This window comes from Actinosynnema sp. NPDC037264, from assembly GCF_055603705.1.
This window is the reverse complement of record NZ_JBVJVK010000017.1, coordinates 154,281-171,878: the sequence shown is the minus strand read 5'-3', so window position 1 is coordinate 171,878 and position 17,598 is coordinate 154,281. Positions and strand designations below refer to the sequence as shown.

At 75.2% G+C, this 17,598-nt stretch carries 6 protein-coding genes; 4 read left to right on the top strand and 2 right to left on the bottom strand.

Annotated elements, in window-relative coordinates; translation table 11 throughout:
* Positions 1-105: 105 nt before the first annotated feature.
* Positions 106-6,198: a type I polyketide synthase gene (locus ACZ7GX_RS20935; RefSeq protein WP_498778720.1), complete on the bottom strand. Its 6,093-nt coding sequence runs from the start codon at positions 6,196-6,198 to the stop codon at positions 106-108.
* Between the two features lie 293 nt (positions 6,199-6,491).
* Here ACZ7GX_RS20935 and ACZ7GX_RS20930 point away from each other — a divergent pair, with 293 nt between their 5' ends.
* The 4 genes from ACZ7GX_RS20930 (at position 6,492) to ACZ7GX_RS20915 (ending at position 12,935) form a co-directional block, all read left to right on the top strand.
* On the top strand, positions 6,492-8,147 hold the full coding sequence (locus ACZ7GX_RS20930) for a fatty acyl-AMP ligase (protein ID WP_498778719.1): 1,656 nt from the start codon (positions 6,492-6,494) through the stop codon (positions 8,145-8,147).
* A gap of 147 nt (positions 8,148-8,294) precedes the next feature.
* The gene (locus ACZ7GX_RS20925; RefSeq protein WP_498778718.1) at positions 8,295-9,239 is read left to right on the top strand and encodes an alpha/beta hydrolase; all 945 of its coding nucleotides are present in this window, start codon (positions 8,295-8,297) and stop codon (positions 9,237-9,239) included.
* The gene (locus ACZ7GX_RS20920; protein ID WP_498778717.1) at positions 9,209-10,552 is read left to right on the top strand and encodes an MFS transporter; all 1,344 of its coding nucleotides are present in this window, start codon (positions 9,209-9,211) and stop codon (positions 10,550-10,552) included. The genes ACZ7GX_RS20925 and ACZ7GX_RS20920 overlap by 31 nt, the downstream gene beginning before the upstream one ends.
* A 22-nt stretch (positions 10,553-10,574) precedes the next feature.
* Positions 10,575-12,935, top strand: coding sequence for a PEP/pyruvate-binding domain-containing protein (locus ACZ7GX_RS20915; RefSeq protein WP_498778716.1), 2,361 nt, complete (start codon positions 10,575-10,577; stop codon positions 12,933-12,935).
* On the opposite strand, the gene ACZ7GX_RS20910 is transcribed toward ACZ7GX_RS20915, so the two are convergent.
* Complete coding sequence (locus tag ACZ7GX_RS20910; RefSeq protein ID WP_498778715.1) at positions 12,936-17,435, bottom strand: tetratricopeptide repeat protein; 4,500 nt, start codon at positions 17,433-17,435, stop codon at positions 12,936-12,938.
* Positions 17,436-17,598 lie beyond the last annotated feature (163 nt).

The window sequence follows — 17,598 nt, the reverse complement described above, 5'->3', positions numbered from 1 at the left end:
GGGAAGAACCCGGGGGAAGGTCCACCCTCTTGCTGTCCACCAGGGGCTTGGAAACCCCCCCGTCGCGGGGGGTTTCCACCCCCCCACCCCGCGCCCCGGGGAACCCTACGCGTCCAACACGGACGACAGGTGCCGCGCCACCGCGGAAACGTGCGGCAGGTCCACCATCGAGAGGTGGTCGCCGGGCACCGGCACGACCTCCAACGAGCCGCACGCGTCGGCCCACCCGAGGTCGTCGTCGTCCTGCCGGCGCAGGTAGCGCGGGTCGAGCACGGTGGTCAGCGTCTCCCGGTCGGTCGCCCGGTAGAACACGACCCGCCCCGGGTAGTGCCGCGGCGTGAACCGCTCGGCCGCCCGCGCGTCCAGGTAGGACGTCCGCTGGTGGCGCAGCGCGCCCGGGCTGATGCCCAGGTCGGCGACGGCGGCCAGCACCGCGTCGATCTGCCCCACGTCGTCCAACGAGGACAACGACTCCCACGGCAGCTCGACCGACGCGCCGTAGACCTCCTCGACGTGCCGGACGTAGCGGGCGAACCGGTGCCGCACCAGGTCGGCGGGCGAGACCTCGGGCGCGGGCAGCGGTCGGACCGTGTCGATCATCACCACCAGCCCGACCTCGGCGCCCTGGTCCCGCAGCAGGCACGCCACCTCGTGCGCCAGGCACCCGCCGAACGACCAGCCGCCCAGCACGTACGGCCCGGACGGCTGCACCGACCGCACCAGCTCCGCGTACCGCGCCGCCTTGGCCGGGATGTCCGGCACCTCGTCGATCCGCTCGTACCCGTAGCACGGCCGGTCCTCCAGCAACCCGACCAACGGCTCGTACACGCTGGTCGGCCCGCCCGCCGGGTGGAACAGGTGCAACGGCCGCCGCGACCCGCCCGCGCGCAGCACCCGCACCGGCCCGCCCGCGTCCTCGAACGCCGCGCGCAGCCGTTCGGCCATCGCCTCCACGGTCGGCGACGCGAACAGCGAGTCGTCGGCGGCGACCCGGCGGCGGACCAGCGCCAGCAGTCGTTCCCGCGAGCCGCCGAGGGCGAGGAAGTCGTCGTGGACGCCGAAGTCCCGCCGCCCCAACACCTCCGCCCACAGCCCGAACACCCACCGCTCGGTCGGGTCGCGCGGCTCGACCCGGCTCGGCGCCTCGGGTTCGAGCCCGGCGATGTGGCGTTCCACGTCACGCAGGCTCGCCCCGCGCAGCAGCAACGGCACCGGCAGCTCCACCCCCAGGTCGTGCTCGACCGCGTTGCGCAACCGCATCGCCATCAACGAGTCCAACCCCAGCGACGTCAACGGCAGCGAGGGGTCCGGCGCACCACCCATCACCCGCGCCACGATCGCGCTCAGCCGGTCCGCCGCGGGCACCTCCGACGGCGGCCGGAGGAACGACGAGAAGAAGGGCCGGTGCGCGAGCCCGGGGAACAGCTCCACCACCCGCCGCCGGTCGAACCTCACCACGCCGGTCGCCACCCGTCCGGACAGCAGCAACGCCTCCACCGCCTGCACGCCCTCGGCCGGCGAGATCGGCCGCAGCAGCGGGTTGTCGTTGTCCCGGGCCAACCCGACCCGGCTCCACGCGCCGAAGTCGATCGTGGTCGCGGGCAGCCCCGACGCCCGCCGCCACCGGGCGAACCCGTCCAACCAGGCGTTGGCCACCGCGTACGCGGCCTGACCTGGCGAGCCGAGCAGGGCCGCCGCAGAGGAGAACACCACGAACCAGTCCAGCGGGTGCCCGGCCGTCGCCTCGTGCAGCCGCAGCGCGCCGTCGACCTTGGGCCGCAGCACGCGCCGCACGTCGGCCGGGTCCAGTCGGTCGACCGGCGCGTCGGCCAGCACACCGGCCGCGTGCACCACTCCGCACAGCCGCAGCCCGCCGTCCACCGCCGCCGTCACCGCCCGCTCGGCCACGCCGGGTGCGGCGACGTCACCGGTCACCACGACGACGTCCGCGCCGAGCGCCCGCAGCTTCGCCACCTCCGCCCGCGCGTCCGGCGACGGCCCACGACGACCGCACAGCACGATCCGCGCGGCGCCCCGTTCGGCCAGCCACCGGGCCATGACCAGCCCCAACGCGCCCAACCCGCCGGTGATCAGGTACGCGCCCGAGTCGACCACCGACCCCGTCGCGGGCACGTCGACCTCCGCGCGCCGCAGCCGTGCCGCGTACCTCGCGCCACCACGCCAGGCGACCTCGTCGTCGGCCCGGTCGGCGAGGAGTTCCCGCGGCAGCACGGTGACGTCGTCGACGTCCACGATCGTGGCCCGCAGCTGCGGCCGTTCGAACGCCAACACCCGCACCGCACCGCGCAACGCGGCCTGCTCCGGCACACCCGCGTCACCGTCCACGACGCACGCCGCGTTCCGCGTGACGATCCACAACCGCCGCGCGTCGTGCGCCAACGACGACAGCCGCGCCAAGTCCTGTTCCAGGTCACCGGGGACGAACACGATCCCGTCGGCCGCGTCCGAGGGATCGGTCGTCACGCGCTGCCCGGCGTCGATCAGGACACCGGCCAGGGTCGGGGAGTCGGAGAGCAGCAGCCACGTGCGCGAGGCGTCCTCGACGGCGGGCAGGTCGTGCCGTTCCCAGGCGGTCTCCAACGCCAGCCCGGACAACGCCACCGACGCCGGCCGCACCCGCACGTCCACGACCTCCACCAGCAGGGTGCCGGCGTCGTCGTAGAGCCACACCGACCCGGTCAGCTCACCCCCGCCGCTCTCGCGGACCACGGCCTCGCACCGGTCCGCGCGGCGCGGGTCGCCGTGCAGCCGCACGGCCCCGATGCCGACCGGCAGGTACGGCCCACCGGCGGCGACGTCGAGCGCTGCGGCGGCGAGCGCGTGCAGGCACGAGTCGAGCAGCGTCGGCGGCAGCCGCAACGCGCGGTCCGGGCCGTCCGGGCGGTCGACCAGGCACCTCGCCGCACCCGCGCCGGCCAGCGCGGACCGGACGCCCCGGAACGCCGGGCCGTAGTTCATCCCGACCTCGGCCAGCCGGTCGTACAGGGCGACAGGTTCGAGTCCACCGCCGACCGGTGGCGGGGCGCCGCGCTCCTCGCCCGGCACGACGGTGGCGGTGGCGTGCCGGACCCACCCGTCGGCGGTCTTCGCGTGCACCTCGACGCGCCCGGCCCGGAACGTGGTGCTCAGCCGGACCTCGTCGGCCAGCGGCAGCAGCGCCTCGAACACCACGTCGCGCACCGCGAGCGGACCGGGCACCACCTGCGCGCCGGCGGCGAGGGCGATCTCCACGTACGCCGCGCCGGGCAGCACGGCGGTGTCCTGCACCCGGTGGTCGCCCAGCCACGGCACCGCCGCCAGGCCCACGTCGGCCTGCCACGCGTGCGTGCCGTCGGGCAGTTCGACGTGGTCGCCGAGCAGCGGGTGGCCGGCCCGGCGGGTCGGGGGAGCGGTCCAGTGCGGGCGGTGCTCCCACGGTGCGGCCGGCACGTCGGTGACGCCTCGGGCGGGCACCAGGCCGTGCAGGTGCAGTGACGCGAGGTTGTCGTGGAAGGTCCGCACGTCGTCGGTGTCGCGGCGCAGCGAGCCGACGAGCGCGAGGGACGGCGCGTGCTCGGCGATCGCGGACAGCGCCACGGGATGCGGCGAGACCTCCAGGAACGCGGTGAAGCCGTCCTCCAGCGCGGCGGTCACGGCCTGGGTGAACCGCACCGGGTGGCGCATGTGCGCGGCCCAGTAGGCGGCGGTGAACGGCGGCGCGTGCCTCGGGTCGGCCAGCACGGTCCCGTACAGCGGCACGTCGCCGCGTCGTCCAGCGACCTCGCGCAGGGCCGACGCGAGCTCGTCCAGCACCGGCTCGACGGCGGGGGAGTGGCCGCTGGTGCGCAGCGGCAGGGCGCGCGCCATCCCGCCGTCCGCCTCGACCCGGGCGACCAGGGCGGCGAGCCGGTCCGCCGGGCCGGACACCGTGCAGCGGCGCGGTGCGGCGTGCACGGCGACCGACAGCGCGGGGTCGTCCACCTCGTCGGCGGGCAGTGCGACGGCCGCCATCCCGCCGTCGCCCGCCGCGTCGACCACGTCCAGCAGCCGGGCCCGCGTGGTGATCACCAGGGCGGCGTCGGCGAGCGACAACGCGCCGCTCACCACGGCCGCGGCGACTTCGCCCGCGGACTGCCCGATCACCGCCGCCGGCCGCAGCCCGCGTGACTCCCACAGCCGCGCCAGGGCGATCTGCACGCCGAACAACGCGATCTGGCCGTCGCCCAAGGTGTCCGACGGCGTCTCCAGCAAGGACCGCACCGAGTGCGGCGCGATCAGCCGGTCCACCTCGTCCACCGCCGCCGCGAACACCGGTTCCGCGTCGAGCAGCCGACGTCCCATCCCGGCCCAGCCCGAGCCGTAGCCGGAGAACACCCACACCGCGTCGCCGTGCCGGTCCGCTGTGCCCACCGGGCGTTCCCCCGAGGCCAACGCGCGCAACTCGGCCACCACGGCGGCCCGGTCGGACCCGGCGACCACCGCGGCGTGCGGCTCACGTCCACGACGTCGGGCCAAGGTCGCGCCCACGTCGTGCAGGTCGGCGTGCGTCGTGGCCAGCCACTCGGCCAACGCCGAGGCGTGCCGCCGCACGCGTCCCTCGGACGTGCCCGAGAGCACCAGGAACGCCGGGCCGTCGGGCCGGTCGGCGGGGTCGGCCGCGGGCGGCTCCTCCAGCACGACGTGCGCGTTCGTGCCGCCGAACCCGAACGACGACACACCCGCCGTGATCCGGCCCGAGTACCGCGGCCACGGCGTCGGCCCGGTCACCACGCGCACGCCGGTGAAGTCGATGTGCGGGTTGGGCACGCGGAAGTGCGGGCCGGGCGGGATCTCGCCGTGCCGCACCGCGAGCACCACCTTCACCAGCCCGATCACCCCGGCGGCCGACTCGGCGTGCCCGAAGTTCGCCTTCGCCGAGCCGAGCAGCAACGGCCCACCGTCGCGTGCCGCCTCGTCCCGGCCGAGCACCTCGCGCAGCGCTCCCACCTCGATCGGGTCGCCGAGCAGCGTCCCGGTGCCGTGCGCCTCCACGTAGTCCACCCGGGACGGGTCGACGCCCGCGTCCGCGTACACCCGGCGCAGCAGGTCGGCCTGGGCTTCCGGGTTCGGCGCCATCAGCCCGTTCGAGCGCCCGTCGGAGTTCACGCCGCTGCCCCGGATCACCGCGAGCACCCGGTCGCCGTCACGTCTCGCGTCCGACAGGCGCTTGAGCACGACCGCCGCACAGCCCTCGGCCCGCGCGATGCCGTCGGCGGAGGCGTCGAACGGCTTGCAGCGACCGTCCGCCGACAGCAGGCCCGCCCGGTGGAACGTGAGCGTCACGGCCGGCCCGAGCAGCAGGTTCACCCCGGCGACCACGGCGGCGTCCGTCTCACCGGCGCGCAGGCTCTGGCAGGCGTGGTGCACCGCGACCAGCGACGACGAGCACGCCGTGTCCACCGCCAGGCTCGGCCCGCGCAGGTCCAGCAGGTACGACAACCGGTTCGCGGCGATGCTCAACGCGCCGCCGGTCGCCGTCCACGGCTCCACCCGGCTCAGGTCCGCCGCGTTCGCCGTGCCGTACTCGCCGGTCGAGATGCCGACGAACACCCCGGTCCGGCTGCCGCGCAAGGCGTCCGGCGCGATGCCCGCGTGGTACAGCGCCTCCCACGACACCTCCAGCACCAGCCGTTGCTGCGGGTCCATCAACGCGGCCTCGTGCGGCGCGATGCCGAAGAACTCGGCGTCGAAGCCCTTGATGTCGGCCAGGAAGCCGCCGAACCGGGGCGTGCCGTCGGGCAGGCCGGGCCAGCGGTCCGGCGGCGCGGGCGTGACCGCGTCACCGCCCGAGCGCAGGAAGTCCCACAGCCGGTCCGGGCCGTCGACGCCGCCGGGCAGCCGGCAGCCGACGCCGACCACCGCGATGCCCTCGTCCACGGGTCGGCCGGGCGCGGCGTCCGGCGCGGGCGCGGGCCCGGCGAGGTGGCGGGCGAGGCGGGCGATGGTGGGGTGCTGGTAGAGCAGGGTCGGGGGCAGCGGCACGTCCAGGAACTCGCCCAACGCGCCCGCGAGCACCACGGCGTCACGCGAGGACAGGCCGAGTTCGGCCAGGGGCTGGTCGACGTCCACCTCGCCCTCCGCCAGGTCGGCGAGTTCCGCGACGCCGCGCACCAACCAAGCGCGGATCTCCGCTTCCGCGGACGTGCCGAAGCCGGTCATGGGTCACCTTTCGTACGATTCCCACAAAAACGCCGTGAAGTATTTGCGAGGCGGCGGATGACACGTCCGCGATCGGGGTGCCTGCGGCGTGCGAACGATCGTGGCCTGGTCGAACGCCTGCGAACAATAGGCCGATCGGGTCAATGACCGGTCGCGTGAAGTAGTCGTTGACAGTTCTTCTACTCGCCGGTAGCTTCTGCGCCCGGCGTGTTGGAAATCACTTCGACAAAAGTTGTGACGACCGCACAAAACCTATTTCCGAATTTTGTCATCGCGCAGAGGAGAGGGTGTTCATGACGGTCACCGCGACCACCACCGGCACGGTCGTGGACGCCGTGCGGCGCTGGGCCCGCGAACGGCCCGGCCGCACCGCCTTCACGTTCCTCGACTACGAGGCGGACCCCCGCGGCGTGCCGGTCCCGATCACCTGGGCCGAGCTGGACGCACGGGCCTGCGGCGTGGCCGCCGAGCTGCGGCGCCGGTGCGCGCCCGGCGACCGCGCGCTGCTGTTGCTGCCCCAAGGGCTGGACTACGTGGTGGCGTTCGTCGCCTGCCTGTACGCCGACGTGCTCGCCGTGCCGCTGTTCCCGATCACCGGCGACGGCCACCGGGAACGCCTCGACGGCATCCTGCGCGACTGCGCGCCGACCGTCGCGCTCACCGACGCGCCGGCCGCGCTCGACCTGGACGTGGTGGTGGTCGGCAGCGTGCCGCCGTCGGACGAACCGCCCGTGCGACGGCTCGGCGGCCCCGTCTACCTGCAGTACACGTCCGGCTCCACGCGCACACCGGCCGGTGTGGTGGTGACCGACCGGAACTTCCAGGTCAACGTGCGCCAGGCGCTCACCGCCTACGGCCTGGCCGACGCGGTGGCGTCGCCGGTGAGCTGGCTGCCGCCGTTCCACGACATGGGGTTGGTGCTCGGCGTCGGCGTGGCGTTGACGACCGGTGCCGAGGCGGTGCTGATGGACCCGTCGGCGTTCCTCTACCGGCCGTCGCGGTGGCTGCGGGCCATGCACGGGCGGCGCGACGTCCTCAGCGCCGCGCCCGACTTCGCCTACGACCTGTGCGCGCGGCGGGTGTCGGCGGCCGATCGGTCCGGGTTGGACCTGAGCGGCGTGGTGGCGCTGATCAACGGCAGCGAACCGGTGCACGCGGCGACGCTGGCCCGGTTCCAGGAGGCGTTCGGGCCGTGCGGGCTGCGGCCGGACGCCCAGCGCCCCTCGTACGGCCTGGCCGAGGCGACGGTGTTCGTGACCGCCGCCGCCCGGCCCACGACCACCGGGTTCGACCGCGCCGCGCTCGCCCGAGGACGCGCGGTCCGCCAGGACGACCCGGAGCGGGCGAGCGTGCTGGTCGGCTGCGGCGGCGCGGTCGACCAGCACCTCGCGATCGTGGACCCGGTGACGGGGGAGCGGGTCGAGGGCGACCGGGTGGGCGAGATCTGGGTGTGCGGGGAGAACGTCTCGCCGGGCTACTGGTCTGGTGGCGAGGGCTTCGGCGCCCGGCTGCCGGGTTCGCCACCGGGGCCTTGGCTGCGCACCGGTGACCTCGGCGTGCTGCACGACGGCCAGCTGTACGTGGTCGGCCGGATCAAGGACCTGATCGTCATCGACGGCCGCAACCACTACCCGCAGGACGTGGAGGCGGTCGTGGAGGGGGCCGACGACGTGATCCGGCGCGGTCACGTGGCGGCGTTCGCGGTGCCCTCGGTCGACGGCGAGGCGCTGGTCGTGGTCGCCGAACGGTCCTCGAAGGTGCCTCGCGCGGCCGTCGACCAGGCCCGCGTCCGTGCCCGCGTGCGCGCCGCCGTGTCCCGGCACCACGACGTGCGCGTGCGGGACGTGCTGGTGGTCGAACCGGGCTCGGTGCCGAAGACGTCGAGCGGAAAGCTCTCCCGCGCCGCCTGCCGCGACCGCTACCTCGCGGGTCTGCTGCCCACCTCGTGACCGTGGACGGGTCGCGGGTTTCGCCGCCGGCCGGTCCGGCGCCCACCTCGTGATCACCGCCCCGGACGCGTCGCGGAGGTCCCCGCCCTGGGGGACCCCTGTTCTCGATTTTACCGACGGGGTCTGACAATTTCGGGAGAAGTGATGATGCGCGTGCTGCTGTCGGTCCTGTCCGCTGCCGCCCTCGCGGTCGTGCCCGCGCAGGCCACGCCCGTCCCGGCCGACGACGGGGCGGTGGTCGTCGGTGAGAGGTGGCTCGACGCCCGCACCGTCGACCTCACCGTGTCCTCGCCCGCGGTCGGCGGGCACGTGCCCGTCCGCGTGCTCACCCCACCGGGCTGGTCGCCGACCGCGTCCAGGACGTGGCCGGTCCTCTACCTGCTCCAGGGCGTCGGCGACGACTACACCTCGTGGACCAGGGAAACCGACGTCGAGGAGCTCAGCGCGTCGAGCGACGTCCTGGTCGTCATGCCCGACGCCGGACGCGCCGGCTGGTACACCGACTGGTGGAACGGCGGACGCGGCGGCACGCCCAAGTGGGAGACCTTCCACACCGGCGAGCTGCCGCAGCTCGTCGAGCGGAACTACCGGGGCGGCACGGCGCGCGCCGTCGCCGGCTTGTCGGCCGGCGGCACGGGCGCGTTCGGGTACGCGGCCAAGCACCCCGGCATGTTCCGGGCCGCCGCCTCCTACAGCGGTCTGCTGTCGACGCAGTTCGTCGGCGTCCCCCAGTTCATCTACACCACCGTGGTGCGGGAAGGCCTCGACCCGTACGGGCCGTGGGGCCGCGAAACCCTCGTGCCCGCCGTGTGGGCCGCGCACAACCCCCGGCAGCTCGCGGCGAACCTGCGCGGCATGTCCCTCTACATGTCCTACGGCAACGGCTTCAAAGGCGTGCTGGACCAGGACTGGTGGTCCTACGACGCGTTCGAGACGATCGTGGGCACCACGTCGCCGGACTTCGTGGCCCGGATGCGGTCGCTGGGCATCCCGATCACGGTCAACGCCTACGGCGGCGGCACGCACACCTGGAAGTACTGGCAACGCGAGCTGCGGGCGTCGTGGCCGATGCTGACGGCCGCGCTCGCGTGAAGCGCGTCCTGCTGGTGGCCTGCTTCGCGGCCTTCGTCACGGCGCTGGACAACAGCGTCCTGATGGTCGCCCTGCCCACCATCGGCCGCGACCTCGGCCTGTCCACGAACGACCTGCAGTGGGCCGTGGTCAGCTACATGCTGGTGTTCGCGAGCCTCATGCCGGCGGCCGGCGCGGTGGGGGACCGGTTCGGGCACCGGCGGGTGCTGCTGGTCGGGCTGGTCGGCTTCGCCGCCGCGTCACTGGGCTGCGGCACGTCCCACGGCGGCTGGGAACTGGCGCTGTGGCGGGCGGCCCAGGGCGCGGCGGCGGCGGCGATCGTGCCCACCGGGCTGGCCGTGCTGCGGACCGAACTGGACGCCGCCCGACGTCGCACGGGGATCGCGGCGTGGACGGGCGCGCTGGCCGTGGCGCTCGCGGTCGGGCCCGCGCTGGGCGGTCTGCTCAGCGAGGTGGCGCACTGGCGGTGGATCTTCCTCGGCAACGTCCCGGCGTGCGTGGCGGTGGCCGCCTTCGCCTTCCTGGCCCTGCCGTCCCGGCGGATCACCCGGCCGACACCGTTGCCGATCCGGTCGACGGCGGCGTTGACGGCCGCCGTGTTCACGGTGACCGCGACCGTGTTGAGCGTCGGCGGCGAAGGGCCGGTGGCGGCGTTGGCCGCGTTGTCCGGCGCGGCGTGCCTGATGTTCGTGGCGGTGGAGCGGTCGGCCGCGCACCCGTTGTTCCCCGCCGGCCTGGCCCGGTCGGTGTTCGTCGGCGGCACGGTCGCGCAGGCGTTGTGGGGGCTGGCGGTCAGCGGTGTGCTGTTCGTGCTGCCGCTGCACCTGCACCACGCCGAGGGCCTCACCCCGCTGGCCACCGGCCTGTTCTTCGTGCCCGCCGCGTTGGCCGTGATCGCGGGCGCGCCGGTCGTGCCCGTCCTGGTGTCCCGGCTCGGGCCGTGGCGGACGGCGGCGTGCGGGCTCGGCGCGGTGACGGCCGGGCTGGTGGCGATGTCCTTCGCGCGGACACCGGTGGTGCTCGCGTGCCTGGTGGTGATCGGCTTCGGCTCGGCGTTGACGACCCCGTTGACCACCGCGGTGCTGGACGCCGCGGACGAGCGGGTCGCCGGAGTCGCCTCGGCCGCGGTCACCTCGAGCCGTGAGCTGGCGGGCGGTCTCGGCGTGGCGGTCATCGGTCTGGCGTTCACCGCGGCCGGGCTCTTCGCGGCGCTCGTGGTCGCCGCCGGTGTGGTGGCGGTGGGGCTGGGGATCGCGATCGCCCTCGACCCGGCCGCGCGCCCGCGTTCGGCGCGTTCCCGCCACGGGGCGTAGTCGCCGGTGCGAAGATCGGCACATGGGGACCACCGCGCTGGTGCTGCCGCTCGCCGATCCCGCCGCGGACCTGGAGGCGGTCGGCGGGAAGGGCGCCTCGCTGGCCAGGCTCGCGGCCGCGGGCCTGCCCGTGCCGGACGGCTTCCACCTGACCACGCACGCCTACCGCCGGGCCACCGCGGGCCTCGACGCCGAGATCCGGGCCGGCCGGGGAGGCGAGGCCGCGATCGCCGCCGCGTTCGAGCGCCTGGACCTGCCCGACGACATCGCCGACGCCATCCGCGCCGCCCTGCCGCCGGGACCGGTCGCGGTGCGGTCGTCGGCCACCGCCGAGGACCTGCCGGACCTGTCGTTCGCCGGACAGCACGACACCTTCCTCGACGTGTCCGGCGACGAGGTGCTGAACGCGGTCAAGCGGTGCTGGGCGTCGCTGTGGACCGCACGCGCCGTCGCCTACCGCGCCCGCAACGGCATCACCGACGTGGCGATCGCCGTCGTCGTGCAGCAGATGGTGGCCGCCGACGCGGCCGGTGTCCTGTTCACCGCGAACCCCGTGACCGGCGCGCGGACCGAGACCGTGGTCAACGCCGCGCCCGGCCTGGGCGAGGCGCTGGTCGGCGGCACGGTCACCCCCGACGAGTACGTCGTGTCCGCCGACGGCGCGGTGCGCGGGTCCGGTTCGCTGCTCTCCCACGCGCAGGTGCGGGAACTGGCCGCGTTGGGCTCACGCGTCCAGGACCTGTACGGCGTGCCGATGGACGTCGAGTGGGCCGTGGCCGGCGGGCGGATCGCGGTGTTGCAGGCCAGGCCGATCACCGCGCTGGCCGAGGTCTGGAACGACACCCTGCGCGGCGACTACCTGTGGACGTGCGCGAACCTGCGCGAGGCCGTGCCGAGCGTGATGTCGCCCGCCACCTGGTCGTTCGCGAAGGTGCTCGCCCAGCCGCCGATCGCCGGCCACCCGACGTCGGGCAACATCGGCGGCCGGTTCTACCTCAACCTCAGCGCCGCGCTGGCCGTCGGTCGGGCGCTCGGCCTGAGCCGGTTCATGTGGCGGACGGTCGAGCTGTACTTCGGCCGCGTCCCGGCCGGTGTCGAGGTGCCGCCGCTGCCGCTGTCCCGCCTGGCGGTGCTGCGGGCGGCGATCGGGGCGGCGCTGCCGTTCCTGCGGCAGAACCGGGAGTTCCGGGCGAGGATCGACGGCCTGCTGGCCTCCGCGCCGGGTCGGGCCGAACGGCTGCACGCCGCCTTCCGCGCCGCCTCGACGCCCGCCGACCTGCTCGCGCTGTGGCGGTCCGACGTGCACGACGTGCTGCACGTGGACGCCAAGGTGTTCGACGCCGGCGCGCGCAACGGCTCGATGTCGTCGGCCAAGGTGCGCCGCAAGCTCGCCGCGCTCGTGGGCGAGGACGACACCACCGCGTTGCTGACCGGCGCGCACGGCGCGGCGGGGGAGTTGGAGAGCCTCGGCCCGGTGCTCGGCCTCGCGCGGCTCAAGCGCGGCGAGATCACCCGCGAGGCCTACGCCCGGCGGTACGGCCACCGGTTCGCCGACGAGTTCGAGGTGTCCGCGCCGCGCCCGGCCGAGGACCCGGAGTGGCCGCGCCCGGACGACGTCGGCGTCGAGCCCGAAGAGCTGCTGGCCAGGCAGGCGGCCGTGCGCGACGCGGCGTGGGCGCGACTGCGCGCCGCGCACCCCGGCAAGGTCGACCGGCTGCGCCGCGAGGTGGACGGGCTCGCCGCGCTGGCCCGTGAGCGGGAGCGGGCGCGGTCGGAGTTCGCGCGCACGTTCGCCGTGCTGCGGGCGTTCCTGGTGCGGGCGGGCGAGGTCACCGGACACGGCGACGCGGTGTTCTTCCTGCCGATCGAGGAGACCTTGCGCGTCCTCGAAGGCGACGAGACGCCGTTGGCGTCGGTGCCGGCCCGCCGTGCCGCCTACGACCGCTACCGCGCGCTGCCGCCCTACCCGACCGTGATCCGGGGCCGGTTCGACCCCGAGGCGTGGGCCGCCGACCCGAACCGCCGGACCGACGTGCACGACGCCGCCGCGGCGCCCCTCGGCGACGCGGTGTCCGGCTTCCCCGGCGCGGCGGGCGTGGTGGAGGGCGTCGCCAGGGTGATCCACGACGTCGCCGACGGCGCCGCCCTCCAGCCCGGCGAGGTCCTGGTGACCACGGTGACCAACATCGGCTGGACCCCGCTGTTCCCGCGCGCCGCCGCCGTGGTCACCGACGTCGGCGCGCCCCTGTCGCACGCCGCGATCGTCGCCCGCGAGCTGGGCATCCCCGCCGTCGTCGGCTGCGGCAACGCCACCACCCGCATCAGGACCGGCGACCGCGTCCGCGTGGACGGCGGGCGCGGCGCCGTGACCGTGCTGGGGTGATCACTCCCGGCGGGGCAGCTGCCCGGTCGGCCCGCTGGTCACGGTCAACCGGCCGGGACCGAACGTGACCTGCCCGGTCGGACCGGGCGACACCGTCGCGCCGCCCGCCTGGAGGTCGGCCTCGAAACCGGGCAGCTTGAGCCGGATCAGCGCGGGCAGCAGCACGGCCACGGTGAACAGCCCCACCAGCACCGGCGTGGTGGCCGTCAGCATCACCGCGGTCACCTTGCTCGAGAAGAAGAACGCCGTCCACATCGTGCCGAGCAGCAGCAACGAGATCGTCGCCACCGCGTAGCCGCCCCAGATCGCGGGCGCCACCGCCTTCAGCTCCCGTTCCAGGAGCTGGAGGTTCCGCTGCGCCTCGACGTGACCGCGACTGCGCTTGAGGCACTCCCGCAGGTGGTGCATGGCGCGCAGCCGGTAGCCGAACCGGCCGCGCGCGTCGGCGGCCAGCGACCCCATGCGGTGGTGCGCCACACCGGCCACGAAGTGCGGGTCCGCCTCCGCGTCCGGCGCGGTCTCGATCGCCGACTGCGCCTGCGCGTACGCCTCCGCGTGCAGGTCCGGGTTCTGCTGCTTGTCGCCGCGCTGCACCAGCAGCCGCGCCAGCGCCAGGTGCGTGCGCCACTTGCGCGACGCGTCCTGCCGCTGCTCGGCCTGCCGCAGCACGGACTCCGCCTCCGCCTCGTCGCCGGCCCTGGCCAGCGCCTGCGCCAACCCGATCGCCGCCGCGCCCGAGGCCGGGTCGATCGCCGCCGCCTGCCGGAACTCCCGTTCGGCGTCGGACAGCCGCTCCTCGCCCAGCTGCAGGAACAACGCGCCCAGCTCGACGTGCGCGTTCACGTCGTACCAGTCCCGCTCGACGGCCTTGCCCAGCTCGACCTCGGCTTCCTCGTACCGCCCCATCTGGACGTACAGCGCGCCGAGGTCGGCGTGGCTGCCGTGGTGCGGGTCGACCTCCAACGCCTGGCGCAGGTGGTACTCGGCGGAGGCCAGGGCGCCGCGCCGGAAGGCGAGCACGCCGAGGCACACGTGCACGGCCGCGGAGACCCGCCGGTCGAGCAGCCCGCCGGCCAGGCCCTCCGCCTCGCGCCACCGCCGCTCGCCGTCCTGCCGCGCCAGCGCCCACACCAGGGCCAGCACGTAGTCGTAGTCCTCCGGGCGGTCCACCAGTGCCGCCCGGAACTCCTTCTCGGCGGTCACGAGGTCGTCGCCGGTGAACGCCACCCAGCCCAGGGCGTGGTGCGACGCCGCGCGCTCGTAGTCGTCGCGGGCGTCGGCGAGCAGCGCGGCGAACACCCGACGTGCCTCGCCGAGCCGGCGGGCGTCGTGGTGGATCCACCCCAGCTCGAACCTCGGCCCGCGCAGGTGCGGCACCCGGGCGCAGAACTCGGCGACCAGGCGTTCGGCCTCACCGAGGCGGCGCAGGGTGCGCAACGTCGCCGACTGCGCGACCACCAGGTCCTCGTCGAAGGGGTCGACGGCGCGTGCGGCGGCGAACTGCTCCTCGGCGCGGTCGAACGCGCGGACGTGGTCGTGCACCTTGGCCAGCAGCACGTGCAGGTCCACCACGCCCGGCGCGTTCACCAACGCCTGCCGCGCGGTCTCCTCCGCCTCCTCGAACCGGTTGAGGAGGATCAACGCGGCGACTCGCGCCTCGTACGCGGCGACGTGCCCGCGGTCGAGTTCGAGGGCGCGCCCGGTCACCACCAGCACGCGGTCGAGATCACCCATGTCGCCGTGCAGCCACGCGGCCGTGACCAGGACGTCCGGCTCGTCGCGCCGCACGTCGAGCATCCGGTCCGCGGCGACGAGCGCCTCGGGGTACCGGCGGGCCGCGCGCAGCAGGCTCACCTTGGTGCGCCACGCCCACTCGTGCTCCGGCCGCAGTTCCAGCGCGCGTTCGACCTCGGCGAACGCCGCCTCGCCGCGGCCGAGGTCCGAGTGCAGCCAGGCGATGTCGACGCGCAGGTCGGCGTCGTCGGGGAAGCGCGTCAACGCCTCGTCGGCCGCCCGCCCGGCCTCGTCGAACCGGCGGGCGAGCCGCAGCACGCGGATCCTCCGGCGGTGGGGCAGCGCGGCGGCCGGGTCGACCGCCGACGCCCGGTCCAGGTGGGTCAGCGCCTCGTCGACGAGGTGCCGGGCGGCGGCGAGCTCGGCGGCGGTCACGTGCAGGCTCGACGAGTCGGGGTGCAGCGCCGCCGCCCTGGCCGCCGTCTCCAGCGCCTCGTCCACCCGACCGGCGGTGTGCAGGAGCGCGGTCCGGCTGCGCAACGCCCACTCGTGCTCCGGGTCGAGCGCCAGCGCGGCGTCCACCGACGTCAGGGCGTCCGGCACCCGGTGGCGGTCGGCGTGCAGCCAGGCGACGGTGACGTGCAGGTCGGGGTCGTCGGTGATCCGGGCCAGCGCCTCCTCCGCCGCGCGGCCGGCCTCGTCGAACCGGCGGGCTTCGCGCAGGTGGCCGATCAGGTTCCGCACGGCGTCCCGGTCCTCGGGTTCGATCGCCAGCGCGCGTTCGGTCGCGGTCACGGCGTCGTCGTGCCGTCCGGCCTGGCTGTAGGCGTCGGCCAGGCGCAGGAGCGTGGACACGTCCTCGGGTTGCTGCTCGGCGGCGGCTTCCGCCGCGAGCAGGGCCTCCGGCACCCGGCCCAGGGCGTCGAGCGCGACGATCCGCGCGCTGTGCGCCCCGGAGTGCCGCGGTTCGAGCGCCAGGGCCCGCTCGGCCGACGCCACCGCCTCGTCCAGCCGGCCGCGGGCGATGTGCAGGCGGGCGATCGTGACGTGCAGCTCGGCGTCGTCGGGCTGCCGGCGCACGGCGTCCGCCGCCGCGGAGGCAGCCTCGTCGAACCGCTTCGCGTAGGTCAGGAACCTGACCCGGCTGCGCAGCGCCCAGGCGTGGTCGGGGGACAGGCGCAGCGCGCCGGTGACCGCCTCGACGGCCTCGTCCTCCAGGTCGAGCGCGCTCAACGCCCACGCGTGCTCCACGCCCAGGTCGGGATCGTCCGGGCGCAGCGCCACGGCGTCCCGCCCCGCCTGCGCGGCCTCCTCGCGCCGGCCGAGGTGGCCGAGGCAGTCGATCCGCGCCTGCAACGCGTTGGTGTCGCGAGGGGTGACCACCAAGGCGCGCTCGACGTGGTCGAGGGCTTCCCCGTGCCGGCCCTCGTCGGCGTGCAGGCGCGCCAGCGCGAGGTGGATCGCGGGGTCGCGGGGGTGCCACGCCAGCGCCCGCTCGCCGGTCTCCAGCGCCTCCTCGGACCGGCCGGCGTCGCGGAGGACCATGATCTTGCGGCGCAACGCGGGCGCGTGCCGCGGCACACCGGCCAACGCCCGGTCGCAGCACGTGACGGCGAGGTCGGTCTCGCCGCGGCCCAGGTGCACGCCGGCCAGGGTGAACTGGAGGTCCGGGTCGTCCGGGTAGTGCGCCAGGCCCACGCCCGCCGCCGCTTCGGCCTCGTCGTACCGGTCCGCCGAGACCAGGATCGAGATCCGGCTCCGCACCACCGACTCGTGCGTCGGCGTGATCGCCGCGGCGCGGTCCAGGTGCTCGATCGCCCGGTCGTGCTCGTCGCGCGCGGCGTGCAGCCAGGCCGTGGAGACGAGGAACATCACGTCGGACGGGTGCCGGTCCGCCGCGTCGGCCGCCTGCTCCAGCGCGTCGTCGGTGCGGCCGAGCGACTGGAGCAGGTCGATGCGGCTCTCCAACGCCCAGCGGTGCGCGGGGTCGAGCGCCAGCGCCCGGTCGACGGCGGCCAGGGCTTCGTCGTGGCGGTGCTGGTCGCTGAGCACCCACGCGTGCTCGACGTGCAGCCGCGGCACGGAGGGCACCGCCGCCACCGCGGCTCCGGCCACCCGTTCGGCCTCGTCGTAGCGGTGCTGGAGGCGCAGCGCGGTGATCTTCCACTCGAACGCGTCCGGGTAGCGCGGGTCGAGGTCCAGTGCCGCGTCGTAGCACGCCACCGCCTCGGCGAACTCGTAGGAGGCCGAGTGGACGCGACCGAGGACGTAGTGGGCCTTCGGCGTGTCGGGGTGGCTCCGGACCGCCTCCGCGGCGGTCGCCTTCGCCTCGTCAAGGCGGGTCAGGTTGGCCAGGGCGACGGCGAGCCAGCCGGTGGTGCGCCAGTCGTCCGGCGCGAGGCGGCGGGCCTCGGTGAAGGCCGCGAGCGCCTCGCGCGGCCGCCACGCGTCCAGGTGCGCCCGGCCGAGGGCCAGGCGCAGCGGCACGCTGTCCGGGTACCGGGTGATCGCCTCGGCGGCCACGGCGAACGCCTCGTCGTCGCGATACGTGCGGGACAGGGTCGCGACGCGCCACGCGAGCAGGCGGTCGTCGTCGTCCGCGAACAGCGCCAGCGCCTCGTCGTACCGGTGCCGGGCCAGCGATAACCGGCCACGCACGATCCGCAGGTCGGTGTCGTCGGCGGAGTGGTCGTGCCCGGCCAGGGCCTCGGCCCGGTCCAGTTCACCCTGGCGGCGCAGCCGGTCGATCTCGGCGGCGGTGGGCATTGGTCCCCCTCGGTGGCCCGGTCCGTTGTGGATCACAGTGCACGGTAGTCCGCGACGCCGGACGCCTTCGCCGGAATCGCCGTTGCGGCAGCCGGAGTATTCCATCGGGGTGACGGAATCGTTACAGTCAGTTTCTGGGAACGCTCCCAGATACGACAACGAA

What these genes read in the sequence shown, in the direction of transcription:
- ACZ7GX_RS20935 (WP_498778720.1), bottom strand. Translation starts at nt 6,198, where the DNA reads ATGACCGGCTTCGGCACGTCCGCGGAAGCGGAGATCCGCGCTTGGTTG.
- ACZ7GX_RS20930 (WP_498778719.1), top strand. Translation starts at nt 6,492, where the DNA reads ATGACGGTCACCGCGACCACCACCGGCACGGTCGTGGACGCCGTGCGG.
- ACZ7GX_RS20925 (WP_498778718.1), top strand. Translation starts at nt 8,295, where the DNA reads ATGCGCGTGCTGCTGTCGGTCCTGTCCGCTGCCGCCCTCGCGGTCGTG.
- ACZ7GX_RS20915 (WP_498778716.1), top strand. Translation starts at nt 10,575, where the DNA reads ATGGGGACCACCGCGCTGGTGCTGCCGCTCGCCGATCCCGCCGCGGAC.
- ACZ7GX_RS20910 (WP_498778715.1), bottom strand. Translation starts at nt 17,435, where the DNA reads ATGCCCACCGCCGCCGAGATCGACCGGCTGCGCCGCCAGGGTGAACTG.